15 protein-coding genes and 1 riboswitch are annotated in these 15,303 nt (G+C 70.5%); of the genes, 11 read left to right on the forward strand and 4 right to left on the reverse strand.

All coding sequences use genetic code 11. From position 1 onward, the window contains the following. Positions 1 to 205 precede the first annotated feature (205 nt). The 3 genes from ABZ806_RS35975 to ABZ806_RS35985 are packed head-to-tail and all read left to right on the forward strand — an operon-like array spanning position 206 to position 1,493. Positions 206 to 1,051: a helix-turn-helix domain-containing protein gene (locus ABZ806_RS35975; protein WP_500222345.1), complete on the forward strand. Its 846-nt coding sequence runs from the start codon at positions 206 to 208 to the stop codon at positions 1,049 to 1,051. A 13-nt stretch (positions 1,052 to 1,064) separates the two neighbouring features. Continuing rightward, positions 1,065 to 1,286: a DUF397 domain-containing protein gene (locus ABZ806_RS35980; RefSeq protein ID WP_500222348.1), complete on the forward strand. Its 222-nt coding sequence runs from the start codon at positions 1,065 to 1,067 to the stop codon at positions 1,284 to 1,286. A 6-nt stretch (positions 1,287 to 1,292) separates the two neighbouring features. After that, the gene (locus ABZ806_RS35985; RefSeq protein WP_500222351.1) at positions 1,293 to 1,493 is read left to right on the forward strand and encodes a DUF397 domain-containing protein; all 201 of its coding nucleotides are present in this window, start codon (positions 1,293 to 1,295) and stop codon (positions 1,491 to 1,493) included. 143 nt (positions 1,494 to 1,636) lie between these two features. Here the strand turns inward: ABZ806_RS35985 and ABZ806_RS35990 are convergent, their stop codons facing one another. Both ABZ806_RS35990 and ABZ806_RS35995 read right to left on the reverse strand, forming a co-directional pair. After that, positions 1,637 to 2,164 (reverse strand): DUF4240 domain-containing protein, encoded by a 528-nt coding sequence (locus ABZ806_RS35990; RefSeq protein ID WP_500222354.1) that lies wholly within the window; start codon positions 2,162 to 2,164, stop codon positions 1,637 to 1,639. A gap of 187 nt (positions 2,165 to 2,351) precedes the next feature. Beyond that, complete coding sequence (locus ABZ806_RS35995) at positions 2,352 to 3,650, reverse strand: FAD-binding oxidoreductase (RefSeq protein WP_500222357.1); 1,299 nt, start codon at positions 3,648 to 3,650, stop codon at positions 2,352 to 2,354. Between the two features lie 285 nt (positions 3,651 to 3,935). Between ABZ806_RS35995 and ABZ806_RS36000 the strand changes: the two genes are divergently transcribed. Continuing rightward, positions 3,936 to 4,643, forward strand: a complete 708-nt coding sequence (locus tag ABZ806_RS36000; RefSeq protein WP_500222361.1) for a response regulator — start codon at positions 3,936 to 3,938, stop codon at positions 4,641 to 4,643. A gap of 25 nt (positions 4,644 to 4,668) precedes the next feature. Here the strand turns inward: ABZ806_RS36000 and ABZ806_RS36005 are convergent, their stop codons facing one another. Then, positions 4,669 to 5,130, reverse strand: coding sequence for an SSI family serine proteinase inhibitor (locus ABZ806_RS36005; RefSeq protein WP_500222365.1), 462 nt, complete (start codon positions 5,128 to 5,130; stop codon positions 4,669 to 4,671). Positions 5,131 to 5,177: 47 nt separating this feature from the next. On the opposite strand from ABZ806_RS36005, the gene ABZ806_RS36010 reads away from it, so the two are divergent. The 4 genes from ABZ806_RS36010 to ABZ806_RS36025 all read left to right on the forward strand — a co-directional run bounded on the left by ABZ806_RS36010 (position 5,178) and on the right by ABZ806_RS36025 (position 10,041). Continuing rightward, entirely contained in the window at positions 5,178 to 5,513 is a 336-nt protein-coding gene (locus ABZ806_RS36010; protein ID WP_500222368.1) for a rhodanese-like domain-containing protein, read from the forward strand. A 44-nt stretch (positions 5,514 to 5,557) separates the two neighbouring features. After that, positions 5,558 to 5,675, forward strand: a riboswitch (TPP riboswitch). Further along, the gene (locus ABZ806_RS36015) at positions 5,668 to 7,041 is read left to right on the forward strand and encodes a purine-cytosine permease family protein (protein WP_500222372.1); all 1,374 of its coding nucleotides are present in this window, start codon (positions 5,668 to 5,670) and stop codon (positions 7,039 to 7,041) included. It overlaps the preceding riboswitch by 8 nt. 85 nt (positions 7,042 to 7,126) lie before the next feature. After that, a complete protein-coding gene (locus ABZ806_RS36020) occupies positions 7,127 to 9,121 on the forward strand; it encodes a PAS domain S-box protein (protein WP_500222375.1) in 1,995 nt (664 codons plus the stop codon). Between the two features lie 377 nt (positions 9,122 to 9,498). Next, positions 9,499 to 10,041, forward strand: coding sequence for an ATP-binding protein (locus tag ABZ806_RS36025; protein ID WP_500222379.1), 543 nt, complete (start codon positions 9,499 to 9,501; stop codon positions 10,039 to 10,041). Positions 10,042 to 10,167: 126 nt separating this feature from the next. On the opposite strand, the gene ABZ806_RS36030 is transcribed toward ABZ806_RS36025, so the two are convergent. Further along, positions 10,168 to 11,376: an arginine deiminase gene (locus ABZ806_RS36030; protein WP_500222382.1), complete on the reverse strand. Its 1,209-nt coding sequence runs from the start codon at positions 11,374 to 11,376 to the stop codon at positions 10,168 to 10,170. A gap of 33 nt (positions 11,377 to 11,409) precedes the next feature. On the opposite strand from ABZ806_RS36030, the gene ABZ806_RS36035 reads away from it, so the two are divergent. The 3 genes from ABZ806_RS36035 (at position 11,410) to ABZ806_RS36045 (ending at position 15,227) form a co-directional block, all read left to right on the forward strand. After that, complete coding sequence (locus tag ABZ806_RS36035) at positions 11,410 to 12,696, forward strand: MFS transporter (protein ID WP_500222387.1); 1,287 nt, start codon at positions 11,410 to 11,412, stop codon at positions 12,694 to 12,696. A 252-nt stretch (positions 12,697 to 12,948) separates the two neighbouring features. Beyond that, entirely contained in the window at positions 12,949 to 14,133 is a 1,185-nt protein-coding gene (gene tuf / locus ABZ806_RS36040) for an elongation factor Tu (protein WP_500222392.1), read from the forward strand. Positions 14,134 to 14,348: 215 nt separating this feature from the next. Next, positions 14,349 to 15,227, forward strand: coding sequence for an endonuclease/exonuclease/phosphatase family protein (locus ABZ806_RS36045; protein WP_500222396.1), 879 nt, complete (start codon positions 14,349 to 14,351; stop codon positions 15,225 to 15,227). The last annotated feature ends 76 nt before the right edge of the window (positions 15,228 to 15,303 follow it).

Below are 15,303 nucleotides of genomic sequence, written 5' to 3' on the forward strand. Positions count from 1 at the left end.
GCGTCCGGGGCCGCCCTGTCTCTGCCTACGGCGCTGCGTGCCCGTCCCTGGACTTGCTGAGGCTCAAGCCTCCGGCCACCTATGCGCCATCGAAAGGGATTGTCGCCATGCTCTGAGCTGTACGTCAATGCACAGTGCATGATCTTTTTAACTTTCTGTTGCGTTGTTCGTGCACAGAGCAACGCATTTCCGGCACACTGGGGCCATGGCACCGGTACCCCACAGCCTGACCGCACGCGGCCGCCGCTTGGCCCGCGAACTCAAAGCCCACCGCGAACGCGCCGGGATGACACTCGACCAGGCGGCAGCAGCCCTGGGCTGGAACCGGTTCAAGCTCGGCCGGATCGAAGCCGGCAAGACCAAGGCCACGGCGGCGGACGTGGGGCGCATCCTCGACCTGTACGGCACCGAGGAGTCCGTACACGCCGCACTCGTCCAACTGGCGCGCGACGCAGGCCGACGCGGCTGGTGGACCGCCTACTCCGGCGTCTTCACCGGCGGATACGTCGGTTTGGAAGACGAGGCATCAGAGATCCGCACCTACCATGTGCAGCTCATCCCCGGCCTGCTGCAGACCGAGGACTACGCACGGGCCATCATCTCCGCCGGCGTCCCCGACGACCCGGACGAGGTCAACAAACGGCTCCACGCACGCATGGCGCGCAAGACACTGCTCAGCCGTCCCGGCGCACCCACGCTCAAGGCTGTCCTCGCCGAATCAGCGCTCCGGCAACTCATCGGCGGTCCACAGGTGATGCGCGACCAGCTCACCGAACTCAACCGGGCCGCCCAGCGTCCCAACGTCGACGTCCGCGCACTTCCCTACACAGTCGGCGCCCACGCCGGAGCCGAAGGCTCGTTCATCATCCTCGGCTACGGCGACCCGCTGGACCCCGACATCGGCTACTCCGAAGGCATCTACGGCAACGTCTACATCGAAGGTGCCGACCACGTCGCTCGCTGCAACGCTGCGTTCGACGCCATCTGGGACGCCGCGCTTGAAGACCAGCAGAGCGCCGCCCTCATCGCCGCAATAGCCGCGGGCCTGTAGATACCCTGACCCCATGCATCCCTCCCAAGACTCGTCCACAGCGGTCTGGCGGAAGAGTTCCAAGAGCACTGCAACAGGCAATGAGTGCGTCGAACTCACCGCCATGACCAGGCTCATCGCCGTCCGCGACTCTGTCGATCCGGACGGCCCCAAGCTGGCGTTCACACCGTCCGCTTGGCGGGAGTTCATGAACCGTGTGAAAAGCGGCCGGGAGGGTTTCCGAGGGACGCGGTGACAGCAGATGAGTGAGGTCCCTCCTCCGGCCTGGCGCCGCTCCTCCCACAGCACCAGCGGCGAACACTGCGTCGAAGTCGCCGCCCTCCCCGAGAACATCGGCGTACGAGACTCCAAGGACCCGGAAGGGCCGTGTCTCGCTTTCACCCCGGCGACGTGGTGCAGGTTCACGCAACAGGTGAAGGCGGACGGCCATGATCGGCCATGATGGTGTGCCCCCGATGGGGGACGATTGGAAGAACACGGCGACTCGCAACCGGCGCGGAACACCACGTTCTCCAGATGCACATCCAGTTGCCGGAGCCGAGTAGTTCGCGTCCGGAGTCGAGGCGGCTGGGGCCGTTTGCTCAATCAGACCAGGTGACGTGCTTCCCAGACGCGGGGAAGCCGGGCGCGTACCGCCACCGCGTCATCAAGATCGAGACGCTCTTCGCCGAGGCCGGTTCGCAGCACGGCATCATGCAGGATGTCAGCGGGATGCTCGACCCCCTTGGCCGCACAGGCCGCCCAGCCGACGACCCCGTCAAGCTGCTCGGCCACGGCCCAGACGGTCGCCTGCAGATCGTCCGCGATATCGGCAAGGTTGTCCGGATCGCCGACGACGGCCTCGAATGCCGCACGACCGCGAGTGATCAGCCATGCCCGGAAATCGGCGAACGAGTCGTCACCCGTCCAGCCCAGCAGCACGCAGGCCGCATCCCACACCAACCGACGCTGTGCCCGGTCACCGACCGCCTGCCAACGATCGAAGAAGGCGGCCGACTCATCGGCGGAAAGCATCGCCAGGCGTTGCTCCAGGGAGTTGGCCAACGCCGCGAGATCGCCGCCGCTGCCGTCCCGGCACTCGTCGATCATGGTCCAGAACTCGCCCTCGTCCACGCGCGCACGGTACCTGGCACTGGCACCATCCAGGCAAACTTGCTTGGACGGGCAACTTTTCTCTCTGAGGAAAGTTGGCGAACCAGGCAAGTTTGCTTCTGTTGCTACTTGCCTGGTTCGGGTAACTCGGGATTCTGGGCAAGTTGTGCGGCAGGCCCCAGGCGAGGGGTGGCCCTTGTGGGTGGTGTCACTGCTTGAGGACGGGGTGGTTGGCGCGGAGGACGTTGTGCGGGTCGCGGGAGCGCTTCAGGGTGCGTAGGCGGGTGAGGGTCGGTTCGGGGAAGGCGTCAGCGGCGGTCTCGTCGGGGGTCAGCAGCGTGTAGGGCTTGCGTCCGGTTATGGCGCCGGCGAATCGTTCGGCGAGGTGGCGCTGGCGGGTGCGGGTGGCGTGTGCGAGGTCCGGGTCGGGGCCGACGCCGGTCATCAGGAGTAGGTACGGCTCGGCCAGCGCTCCGCTCGCGCCGGGGCTGGGCTGGGCCAGCGCACCGGCCAGGTGCCGGATCTGGATGGAGATCAGCGGGTCGATCGGCTCGGTGACCAGGGCTTCGTCGAGGTGCGTCAGCAGCTCCGTGCGGGTCAACCCGGCGGTCGGGGTGGTCGGCTCGCCGGCGACGTCGCCCAGGTCGGCCACCGCCACGAGCCCGCGATTGTCGCCGATCACGCCGTCGATCCCGGCGAGGCCGCGCACGAGCGCGGCGCCCTCGTCCGGGTCGCCCAGGTAGGTCATGTCCAGTGCCACCATGGGCGGGGCCCCGGGGAACCCGAACCGGCCGAACCAGACGGTCAGCTCAGGTGGCGCCTTGTCGGTGATCTCGCGGAAGAGCTCGAACACCTCGCCGCCGCGCGCGTCCGGCCAGATGACCCTCCCGCCGTACAGGTGGGGCGCCGGGTGCAGATCGAACTCCAGTGACGTCACCAGGGCGAAGTCGCCTCCGCCGCCCCTCAGCCCCCAGAACAACTCGGCATCGGACGCCTCGGTCACCCGGTGCTGGTCTCCGTCGGCGTCGACGATGTCGAAGGCGCGCACACTGTCGGCGGCCCAGCCGTATTTGCGTCCGAACCAGGACAGGCCCCCGCCCAGCGTGTAGCCGGTCACGTTGACCACCGGCGAGCTGCCTGCCAGCCCGGTCAGGCCATGGGGCCCGGCCTCCGACAGCACCTGCCCCCAGTTCACCCCCGCGCCTACCTGAGCCACCCGTTCGGACGCACGCACCCGCACGTCGTCCAGCAGTGTGGTGCGCAGCAGGATCGTGCCCTCGACGTCGCCCGATGCGTCATGACCGCTGGCCTGGGCGGTCACTGTGAGGCCCGACCGTTGTGCGTAGCGGACGAGCGCGGCCACGTCCTCGGCGTCCGCGGCCTCCACCACGGCCGCCACCGGCTGCTCGACCGCCAGATTCCAGGCCCTGCGCGCCGCATCGAACCCGTCATCATCCGGCCGCCAGACCCGTCCCTTGACCACGCTTCGCAGATCGTCCCCCGTCATACCGGCCCCCTTCCCGGACGACATGAACAGACACTTCGTGCGGCTGCCATGCGCGTCTTGCCCTCGGGCACGGGCGACGGGCTACGGCGAGTTCCTGTCGCAGATGTTCGCCGGCGCCGCGGCCTCGGCGGCTGGCTGTGAGCACCGCCGAGTAGGCGGTGGCGCCGGCGGCTACTACGGCGGCAGTACTTCTCGGATACTGCGTAGAGAGGGTTACGCGGCCGCCCTGCGTCGTTACGGTCGGGGCGTGACGAGGCCGGCCCGCTGCGTGGAAGAGAAGACGGCGTGATCCGCGTGGCGCTGGCGGACGACCAGGTCCTGGTGCGGGCGGGCTTCCGGGCGCTCCTTGAGGATGCGGACGACATGGAGGTCGTCGCCGAGTGCGGGGACGGCGAGAAGGCCGTGCGCCAGGCCGTGGAGTTCCGTCCCGACGTGATCCTCATGGACGTCCAGATGCCGGTCCTCGACGGGATCGAGGCCACCCGCCGCATCACCGGCGATCCGCGGCTGGAGGACGTCCGGGTGATGATCCTGACGTCCTACGAGTTCGACGACTACGTCTACGGGGCGATCGAGGCGGGTGCCAGCGGTTTCCTGGTGAAGGACACCGAACCGATGGAGCTGATCATGGGCGTGCGGGCCCTCGCCCGCGGGGACGCGCTGCTGGCGCCCAGGGTGACGCGGCGGCTGTTCAGCGAGTTCGCGTCCCGGATCGCCCCTCCGCCGGCGGCCGCGGAACTGGGTACGCTCACCGCCCGCGAGCACCAGATCCTGGCGCTGGTGGCCGAGGGGCTGTCCAACGAGGAGATCGCCGGACGGCTGGTGGTGTCGCCGGCCACCGTCAAGACCCATGTGAGCCGCATCCTGGCCAAACTCGGGGTCCGCGACCGCGCGCAGCTCGTCGTCCTGACCTACGAGACGGGGCTGGTCCGCCCGGGTCGGCTGAGCGGGAGCGTCAGGCCCCGGCGGGTGCCGGGGCCTGACCTCGGGTGACCGAGCCCGAACGGGGAGGGCTTGGTCAGCGGACCTTGGGGACGGTGCCGAAGACGGGGGCCACCTCGGTCCAGCGGTGGAGCTGGCAGCCGTCCTGGCGGGTGAACTTGGTGTCGATGTCCTTGGTCTGCCAGGTGCCCTTGACCGTGGCGACCTCAGGGCCGCCGTAGATCTTGGTGCACATCTGGTCCTTCGGGACGGGTTTGAAGGGGTCGGTGGCCTTGGTCAGGGCCGCGCATGCGTCGGCGGCCTTCGGGTGGGTACCGCCAGGTGGATCGCAGGTCAGCGTCCAGGTCTTGGCGGGTGCCTCCGCGGAGGCCCTGACGGTGATGGTCAGTGAGTCGGCGGGTGTGCCGGAGGGCTGAACGGACGTCGTGCCGGACGGCGCTTCGGCGGGGTTTCCGTTGGCCTGTTCGTCGCCGCAGGCGGCCAGGGTCAGGAGCATGGCCAGCCCGGGTGCGGCGAACAGGAGCGTCCGATACCGCATACGTGATTCGACGCGGGGTGGGTTTGCGCGGTTCCATGGGAGGCGTGATGAATTTCGGGGAAGACGTGCCGGCCGTCGGTGCGGCCGACGTTCCGCAGGGCGGCTATCTGCTGGACGTCCGTGAGCAGGACGAATGGGACGCGGGCCACGCGCCCGAGGCGGTCCACATCCCCATGCGGCAGCTCGGCGACCGCGCCGGGGAGATCCCGCGCGACCGGGAGGTCTTCGTGATCTGCCGGTCCGGGCAGCGGTCCGCGCAGGTGACGGTGGCGCTGAACCAGGCGGGCTGGCTGGCGAAGAACGTCGGCGGCGGGATGAAGAGCTGGGCGGAGGCCGGGCGTCCGATGGAGGGCACCGGCGGCGTCCCGCCATATGTGGCGTGATCGTCCCTTTTGGTGGATGACGCGCGGTTGTACGATCGGGACCGACCGATAACCGCGGGAGCTCGGGCCAAGAGCCGGGCTGAGAGGGCGGCCTCCAGGGCGTCGCCGACCGCATGAACCTGTCCGGGTAATGCCGGCGTAGGGAGCGTGTCCCGTGACGTCCGATGTCGAGAAGCGCCCTCGGGGCGAGCGGCCGAGCAACGAGGTCCCCTTCACCCTCGACGAACCCGCCCCCAAGGTCCTCGGGTTCTGGGACCAGAGCGCGTTCTGGGCCAACCTCGGTGTCAGCCTGCTGGCCTTCTCCGGTGCCTACACGGTCCTGGCGCCGGACAGTGACGGCAAACCGACCATCTCCATCATGGCGGGCATCGTCGCGATGGCCGTCGGGACGATCATCGGCGGGCTGATGCTGGGCCTCGCCGCGGTCCCGGGGGCCCGCACCGGCCAGCCCGCGATGGTGCTGCTGCGCGGCCTGTTCGGCGCGCGGCTGTCGTACGCGCCGACGATCCTGAACATCGCGCAGCTCGTCGGCTGGGGGACGTTCGAGCTGATCGTCATCGCGGACGCGGCCCGCGAGCTGTGGGACGGGGTGCCCCGCTGGGGGTACGTCGTCGCCGCCGGAGTGATCACCACCGTGCTGACGGTGTGGCCGCTCGGGTCCGTGCGGCTTCTGCGCCGGTATGTGACGGTGGCGGTGGCGATCGCGCTCGTCTACTTCTACGTGGAGCTCGTCCGGCAGCCGCTGCCCGACCTCACGGAGGGGTCGTGGGGCGGCTTCTGGATCGGCGCGGACGCGGCACTGGCGGTGTCGATCTCCTGGGTTCCGGTCGCCGCCGACTACACCCGGCATTCCCGGACGGAGCGGGCGGCGTTCGGTGCGGCGTCCGTCGGCTACTCGGTCACGCAGATCATCGCCTACGTGCTCGGCCTGCTGGCGCTCGCGCTGGTCGCGGGCGACACCAGTCGGGTGTTCGACCCGTTCCTCGGCGCCTCGCTCGGCGTGGTGTTCTTCGCGATCTTCGTGCTGCGGGAGGCGGACCAGTCGTTCGCCGACACCTACTCCACCGCCGTGTCGATCCAGAACCTCTTCCCGCGCGCCGACCGCCGGGTGCTGAGCGTGCTGCTCGGCGCGGGCATCACCGTCCTCGCGCTGGCCCTCGACATCGACGACTACGCGGGCTTCCTGACCCTGATCGGCTCGGTGTTCGTGCCGATGCTGGGCGTTCTGGCGGCCGATTTCTTCCTCGGACGGCGGCGCCGCCCGGCCACGGGGGGCAAGGCGGACCTGGACGGGTGGGACGTGTCCCGGCGGGCGCCGTCGCGCTGGGGGATGATCGCGGCCTGGGCGGTCGGGTTCGTCGTCTACCAGTTGATCAACCCCGGCACGGTCGAGCGCTGGGCGGGCTTCTGGCGGGACGTCCAGGACGCGCTGCACTTCGCCCCGCAGAGCTGGATGAGCGCCTCGCTGCTGTCGTTCCTGGTCGCAGCGGTCGCCGCGCTGCTCATCGGCAGGATTACCAGGCGGTAGCCTTACCAAAAGGTAAGGTTCACGTGGCAATTTTCGATGCAAGTTACCCGGCGGCGTGCCGGAGTCCGGTGGCACGATGACAGGCGTGTACCAGCACGTCCACGATCCGATCGCGCGGGCCGTCATCGAGAGCGCCGCCGACGCCATCGTGGCCGTTGACCAGCGGCATCGGGTGACCGTGTGGAACCCGGCCGCCGAGCGCATGTTCGGCTGGAGCGCCGCGGAGATGATCGGGCGCGTCCCGCCGATCGTCCCGGACGAGCTGAAGGCCGAGCACAACGCCGTTCAGGAGCGGTTGCTCACCCGGCCCGCCGGCGAGGGCGACAACGGGCAGATCTCGATCGCGACCCGCCGCTTCCACCGGGACGGCCGCCTCATCGACGTGCGCATCGACACGAGCCTGCTGAAGGACCCGAACGGGACGCTGCTCGGCTGGGTGGGCGTGTACCACCCGGTCGAGGAGGACGACATCGTCCAGCACCACATGACCGAGCGGGCCCGGCTCGTCCGGCGGCTGAACGACATCGTCGCCGACCTGAACGCCGAACTCGACCTCGGCGTCGTCCTCGACCGGATCACCACCGCGCTGATCGAGCTGACCGGCGCCGACGCGGGCGGGTTCGTCCGGATCGAGGGGGAGCGGCTGCGGCTGGTCAGCATGTCCGGCCTGCCGGAGCACATGCGCGGGCGGTCGGCCGAGCTGCGGCCGAGCCTCGTCGGGGAGCTGCTGCGGTCGGGCAAGACCGTCAAGCTCGCGACCGGTGAGCAGCGGCTCGGCGACCTGATCTGGTCCGAACTGCCCGGTCTGCACACGATCGCACTCGGGCTGTCCTATCTGCAGAACCGGCCGTACGGGGCGCTCTACGCGCTGTTCTCCGGCAGCAAGGCCGGGCACACCGAGCTGGAGCTGCTGGAACTGCTCGCCGGGCACGCCGGCGTCGCGGTCGGGAACGCCGTCGCGTACGCGGAGGTCGTCCGGCAGCGGGCGCACGAGCGCGCGGTGATCGACTCCAGCGCCGACGGCATCGCCGTCCTCGATCCCGACCTGGTCGTCCGGCAGTGGAACCCGGCCGCGCACACCCTCACCGGCATCCCGCCGGAGGACGCGATCGGGCGCCCGCTGCCGTTCGCCATGCCGGAATTGGGGGAGATGCTCACGTTCCGGTGGGAGTCCGGGATGTGGCTGAACGTGCTGGCCGCCGAGATCGAGGAGACCGGCGAGCTGGTGGTCGACTTCCGCGACGTGTCCGAGGCCAAGGCCCTCGAAGAGGCCAAGGATCTCTTCCTGGCGACGACCAGCCACGAGCTGCGCACCCCGATCACGGTCGTGCAGGGCTTCGCGTCCACGCTGGTCAACCGGTGGGACGAGCTGGCCGACGACGACCGCCGCGCCGCCGTCGCCACGATCGCCGAGCGCGCCCAGTCCCTCGGCCGCCTGGTCGAGCACCTGCTGCTCGGCTCGCGCGCGGGCGCCGACGAGCTGGCCGTGACGATCGAGTCGTTCGACCTGACCCGGGTGCTGGAGGGCGTCGTCGGCGGGTTCCGGTCCCTGTCGCCGCTGCACCGCGTGGAGCTGGAGATCGAGCCCGGCCTGCCGCCGTGCCAGGGGGACGCGATGGCGACCGACATCGTCCTCGGGCAGCTGCTGGAGAACGCGTTCAAGTACTCCCCGGACGGCGGGACGGTCAGCGTCCGCGCCCGCTGCGAGGGCTCCGATATCGTCGTCACGGTCGTGGACGAGGGCATCGGCATCCCGCCCGGCGACCATGAGCGGATCTTCGAGCGGTTCGTCCAGGGCGATGCCGGCGACCGCCGCCGCTTCGGTGGAATCGGGCTCGGTCTCTACATCGTCAAGCGGCTGACGGAGGCACAGGGCGGGAGAATCTCAGCTCATCCGGCCGAACGTGAGAGAAGTCACACGCAATCACGCAAAGTACCGGTAAGCCGCGAACTACCCGAAATGGAACGGGCCAGCGGCGGCCCGAGCGCCCTGCTCGCCGCCGCGGGCGGCCGCGGACCCGCAGGTGGTGCGCGTGCGGGCGACGGAACCTGCATGCGCCTCGTGCTGCGCGGCGCCTGATGACCGGTTTTGGTTACTCACCGTGACGACACTCCCTCCCGGACGGCCGGGTGAGACCGGTGTGACCTGGGCGTTCAGCGGTCTCGACGGGTGGCAACCTGGGCTGGTGCGAGAAAGTACGGTGACCGCGGGGTGTGATGGACGAAACGCGCGCGCGAGGAGTAAGTCCGCCGTTGGCTGGATAGATCCTTTGATGGTTGCCGTTGGTGACGAGATTCCGTTCCGGGGGTGATCACCGTGACCGGACGGCCGGTGACTCGTTGTGCAGGTGATGTGGTGAATCGTCCGGGTTTCCGGGCGCGAACATCAGGGCATTTCGGTCGTACTGGAAGAGCGACGACGGCGGGACTCGTCCGAGTAAGCGGAACCACGGGGAGGTGAGAGCGTCGAGCGTCGTACTGCTGCCACACGCACCGTCCAGTGTCGCGGTCGCCCGGAAGCGCCTCAGCTCGGAACTGGCCGACTCGGGGGTGTACGAGACCGTCGTGGACGATGCCAGCGTCATCCTGAGCGAGCTCATCAGCAACGCCCTGCGGCACGCGCGGCCGCTGCCGTCCGGCCAGGTCAGGGTCTGCTGGCTGCGCCGCGGCGACGTCCTCGAACTCGAGGTCAGCGACGGCGGCGCAATGACCGAGCCCCGGCGCGGCCCGGGGACGCTGTCCTCGCTCGGCGGGCGCGGACTCGGCATCGTCGAGGCCCTGTCCGACGGCTGGGGAGTACGCCACGACGACGACTCCACCACGGTCTGGGCCGTCGTGCGGGCGCCCGAGTCGGCGAGCGGGAACGGGATGTCCGACCCGGTGGGGATGCACGCGGTCCCCGATCTGGCCGACTTCCCGGACCTCCTGGACGAGCCGGACCAAGATTTCTACAACGGAACCACGAATAGAACGGCTCCAAGTAGGGCATATCCGGCATAGGAGGACCCCGCCTGGAAGGAACCCCGCCCTACCTTGTATGGTCCTCTCCAAGCTCGGGCGCTGTCGTGCCCCCGTCGACACCGCCCGAGCTCTTTAATTCTTTCCTGCCGCCCTGCCTGCTCGACGTCAGATGTCGTCGCGGAGGGTGGGGCAGGACATGCAGCGCGGCCCGCCTCGGCCGGTGCCCAGTTCGCTGCCGCTGATCCGGATCACTTCGATGCCCGATGCCTCCAGCTGGGCATTCGTCTCCATGTTGCGTTCGTAGGCGACGCATAGGCGGGGCGCAACGGCGAGGGTGTTGTTGCCGTCGTCCCATTGTTCGCGTTCGGCGGTCACCGGGTCCAAGCCGGTGTCGATGACTTTCAGGCGGTCGAGTTGCATTGCCTCGGCGGCGGCTTCCAGGAAGGGGCGCGGCTCTGATACGCGCAGGTCGCCATTGGTGAGGGTGACCTTGTGGGCCATCAGGGAGTGCGCGACCGGTGGGTACATCACGACGGTGTCCACGTCGACCATGGTGCAGACCGTGTCCAGGTGCATGGTCGCTCGTTCCTGAGCGATGGGCACTGCCAGGACGGTGTGCGCCAGGTTCGCCTTGAAGACCTGCCGGGCCAGACGTTCTACGCCGGCGGGGGTGGTGCGCTCGCCCGTTCCTATGGCGATCACGCCCGGGGAGAGCAGGAGGACGTCGCCCCCCTCCACATGTTCCAGGGACGGCGAGTACACCGGTTCCACGGCGGCGAAGCGCGGGTGGTGGGCGTAGACCAGGGCGGTCAGGGCCGACTCGCGGCGGCGGGCTTCCATCGCGAGGCTCGTCACCGCTACGCGGTCGCCGATCCAGGTGCTGTTGTCACGGGTGAACAGCAGGCCGGGAAGGGGGTCGATGATGAAGTCGAGCGTGTCCATCAGGCGGTAGACCAGGCCGTGTCCGGACTTCAGCTCCTCGTGAGCGAGACCGCCGATCAGGGTCTGGGTGAGGTTCTCGGGGTCGAGGTCGCGCAGGCAGTCCTCGACGATGCGGCGGAGCTGGTCGCCGAGGCGCAGGTCGACGGTGGCGTCGGCGATCGCCTGGGCGCGGGCCGGCTCGTACTCCAGGGCGTCCTGCAGCAGCTCGGTCAGGTAGAGGACCTCGACGCCGCGCGAGCGCAGGGCCTCCGCGAACGCGTCGTGCTCCTCCTGGGCGCGGCCGGCCCACGGGATCGCGTCGAACAGCAGCTTGTCGCTGTTGCGCGGGGTGAGGCGTTTCAGTTCCGCGCCCGGACGGTGCAGCAGAACGGTCCGCAGCCGTCCGACCTCGCTGGTGACCCGGTGCTCGTGCACTGCCTTCGCTGCCGTCACTCTCGCAGTTTAGGCATGTGCCAGCATGCGAGCGTGATCGGACGGAGCGCGGCGCTGCCGCTTCACCTCACGTCGGCGACGATGCTGCGGGTGTCGGCGGAGGGCGTCGCGACGGCGCTGGTCCTGACCGTCCAGGCGCGGACGGGGCACGCGGCCACCGCCGGCTACCTGCAGACCGCCATGACGCTGCCGTACGTGCTGAGCGGGCCGATCATCGGCAACGCCCTGGACCGGGCAGGGCGTCCGCGTTCCATCGCCGTCGCCCTCGCCGCCTGCTACGCCGTAGCGACCGCGCTGTTGCTGGTGATGGCGGGCAGCTCGCCGATCTTCCTCGCGCTGTGCGCGGCGGCCGTGATCGGGTGCACCGAGCCGATCGTCGTCGCGCTGACCAGCCTGCTGCCCCGGTTCGTCCCGGCCGGACGGCTTTCGCGCGCCTATGGGCTGGAGGCGTCCAGCTACAACCTCGCGGGCATCGCGGGCCCCGGCCTGGCGGCGGGCCTGGCCGCGCTGGCCGGTGGCGAGTACGCGGGTACGGCGGTGGTCGCCGTCGGGGTGCTGGGCCTGCTGACACTGCCGCTGCTCCCCTTCCCGGGCCCGGACGTCCCAGAGCTTTCCGACCGGGGGCCGCAGCCGGCGGGCGCGGTCGGCGTCGCCGGGGCGGACGCGGGCAGCACGGCCGAGATGGCCTCGTCCGCCCGGGCGGCCGACGCGGAGACGCGCAAGGCCGGCGGGCTGCTCTCGGTGATCACGGGCGGACTCGTCGTGCTGGCCGAGGGGCGGGTGCTGCGGGCGCTGACGGTGGCCACGACGCTCGCCTGGACGGGGTTCGGCGGCGTCGCGGTGACGGCGGTGCTGCTCGCCGAGCACATCGGGGCCGCGCCGAGCGCGGGCGGGCGGCTGCTCGTCGCGCTGGCGGTCGGGTCGCTGATCGGGTCGCTGGCGTCCAGCCGGTGGCTGACCCCGAAGCACGCCGAGCCGGTCATGCTCGCCGGGCTGGTCGCGTTCGGGGCGGCGCTCGCCGCGCTCGCCGTGGCGCCGTCGCTGCCGTGGGCGACGGCGGCGTTCGTGGCGGCCGGGATCGCGGAGGGTCCGGTGTTCGCGGCCACGCTGATGCTCCGGCAGCGCGAGTCGCCGCCCGACCGGCTCGGCCAGGTCAACACGACGGCGGGCAGCCTCAAGATCGGCGCGTCCGCGGTGGGCGCCGCGCTGACCGCCGTCGCCGCGGACGCCATCGGGCCCGTCGGGCTGGTCCTGGCGATCGCCGCCTTCCAGTTCGCCGGCGCCGCCGCCGGCTTGCTGCTGTTGCGGAGGCCCGCGTAACGCTCGGCGAACAGTGCGGAAAATCGGTCGACTTCCTGGGGAGCCGCCCGTAATGTCCGGAGCATGTTCTTCGCAGCCGGCACCAGGACGCTCGCGGGCATCGCCCCGCTGAGCGCGGTGCCGGCTGCCTTCTGCGCAGTCTTCGGCGGCCTGCGACGCTGACCCCTCTCCGTCCCACCTTCCGGAGAACCAGCGGAGGGGGGTGGTTTCGAGCATGGGTTCTCACCGGATCCACCAGTGAGGACAGGGCCGATGGCCAAGCAGCTCTACGAGCGCGACAAGCCCCACATCAACATCGGGACGATGGGGCACGTCGACCACGGCAAGACGACGCTGACCGCGGCGATCACGAAGGTGCTCGCCGAGCGCGGGCTCGCGTCCGCCGTGCCGTTCGACCGCATCGACCGCGCCCCCGAGGAGCGCGACCGGGGCATTACGATCAACGTCGCGCACGTCCAGTACGCGACCGCGACCAGGCACTACGCCCATGTCGACATGCCGGGTCACGCCGACTACGTGAAGAACATGATCTCGGGTGCCGCGCAGGTGGACGGGGCCGTGCTCGTCGTGTCCGCGCAGGACGGGGCCATGCCGCAGACGCGGGAGCACATCGTCCTCGCGCGGCAGGTCGGCGTCGAGCACATCGTGGTGGCGCTGAACAAGGCCGACATGGTCGACGACACCGAACTGCTCGACCTGGTCGAGCTGGAGGTCAGGGAGCTGCTGTCGGAGTACGGGTTCCCCGGCGACGAGGTGCCGATCGTGCGGGTGTCCGGGCTGCGGGCGCTGGAGGGCGACCCGTACTGGACGGCCCGGATCGGCGACCTGCTCGACGCGATCGACGGCTACGTGCCCGTCCCGCGAAGGGTGCTGGACAAGCCGTTCCTCATGCCGGTCGAGAGCGTCCTGACGATCACCGGGCGCGGCACCGTCGTGACCGGGGTCGTGGCGCAGGGCGCGATCCGGCTCGGGGACGCGGTGCAGGTCGTCGGGCTCGGCGAGTCGTTCGGCTCCGTCGCGACCGGGCTGGAGACCTTCGGGCAGGCCATGGACCACGCGGAGGCCGGTGACAACACGGCCATGCTGCTGCGCGGCGTCAAGCGCGACCAGGTGCGGCGCGGGCAGGTGGTGAGCGCGCCGGGCGCGATCCGGCCGCACACGCGGTTCCGGGCGCGAGTCCGGGTGCTGACGGCCGCCGAGGGCGGACGGTCCAGGCCGTTCTTCCACGGTTACCGGCCGCAGTTCCACTTCCGGACGACGGACGTGGTCGGCGGCATCGACCTCGGCGGCGACGGCGGCATGGCCATGCCCGGCGACACCGTCGAGATGGCCGTCGAGCTGGGCCGGCCGGTCGCGATGACCGAGGGGCTCGGCTTCGCGATCCGCGAGGGCGGCCGGACGGTCGGGGCCGGCACGGTCGGCGCGCTGCTCGACTAGCGCGCCGCGAGCGGGCCGGCGAGCGCGTCGGCGAGCGGGCCGGAGAGCGGGCAGGGGCCCGGCGGAGGCATCCGCCGGCCCCTCTAGTCTGGGCCGCGGCGGAAGATCGTCGGATCATGAGTGACCGCGCGGTCGTGCGAACCGGTGGCGGATGCGATCTTGATGTGGTGAGATTCCGACATCACCCCCCGCAGTAGCCTCATTCTGGAGAATGTGTGCGATCCCCCCGCGCCCTGATTCCGCTCCTCTCGGTCTGCGCCGCCGCCGCGGTCGTCACCATCGCCGCCGCCGGCGCGAGTATCGAGGGCCTGCCGGGCAGCGGCGGCCCCGCCCACGCCGACGGCGCCGCCGAACCCCCGCCCGCCGTGACGATCAACGCGGTCACCTGGAACGTGTGCGGCGGGTCCGGCTGCCCGTCCGGTGCCGCGCCGGCGAAGCTCACCAAGCAGATCGTCCAGCGGATGCACGCCACCGAGGTCGGCGGACGCAAGGTCAAGACGAACGCCGTCCTGCTGCAGGAGGTCTGCGAAGGGCACGTGCGCACGTTCAAGAAGAGCATGGGGGCGTGGACGTGGGCGTTCGCCGCGTCCCCCGACGGCTCGTCCTGCGCGCAGGGCCAGGGCCGGGCCGGCGTCGCGCTCGGCACCGAGGCGCCGCTGACCGCGACCCGCCAGGCCAAGCTCCCGGCGCCGCCCGGCCGGAGCCGTATCGCGCTGTGCGGCGAGGTCCCGTCCTGGGCCACGCGGGTGTGCGTCACCCAGCTCAGCCAGGCCGAGGGCGACGAGTGGCGGCAGAAGGAGGCCCGCGCGCTCGCGACGCTCGCCGGGACCGGCCGCGTCCTCCTCGGCGGCGACTTCGCCGCCGGCCCGGACAGCCCCGCCCTCGACCCGCTCTACGCCGCCTACGACGAGTGCGACCAGACGGGGACGTCCCGCACGGGCGCGAACACCCGGCAGGACTGGCGGGGCACCGCCGTCGAGAAGACCGACTACCTCTTCATCACCAAGTCGGCCGCCGTCTCCTGCAGCGTCCCCGCCGACCGCACCACGACCTCCGACCACCGCCCGATGTCCGCCGAAGTCCGCTTCAAATAACCCGCCCAGCCGCGCCCTCCCCCTCGTTGATCTGCGGCGTGTTGTTGTTATGAGCCGCTCATAACAACAACACGCC

The organism is Spirillospora sp. NPDC047418, from assembly GCF_040643275.1.
GTDB lineage: Bacteria > Actinomycetota > Actinomycetes > Streptosporangiales > Streptosporangiaceae > Spirillospora.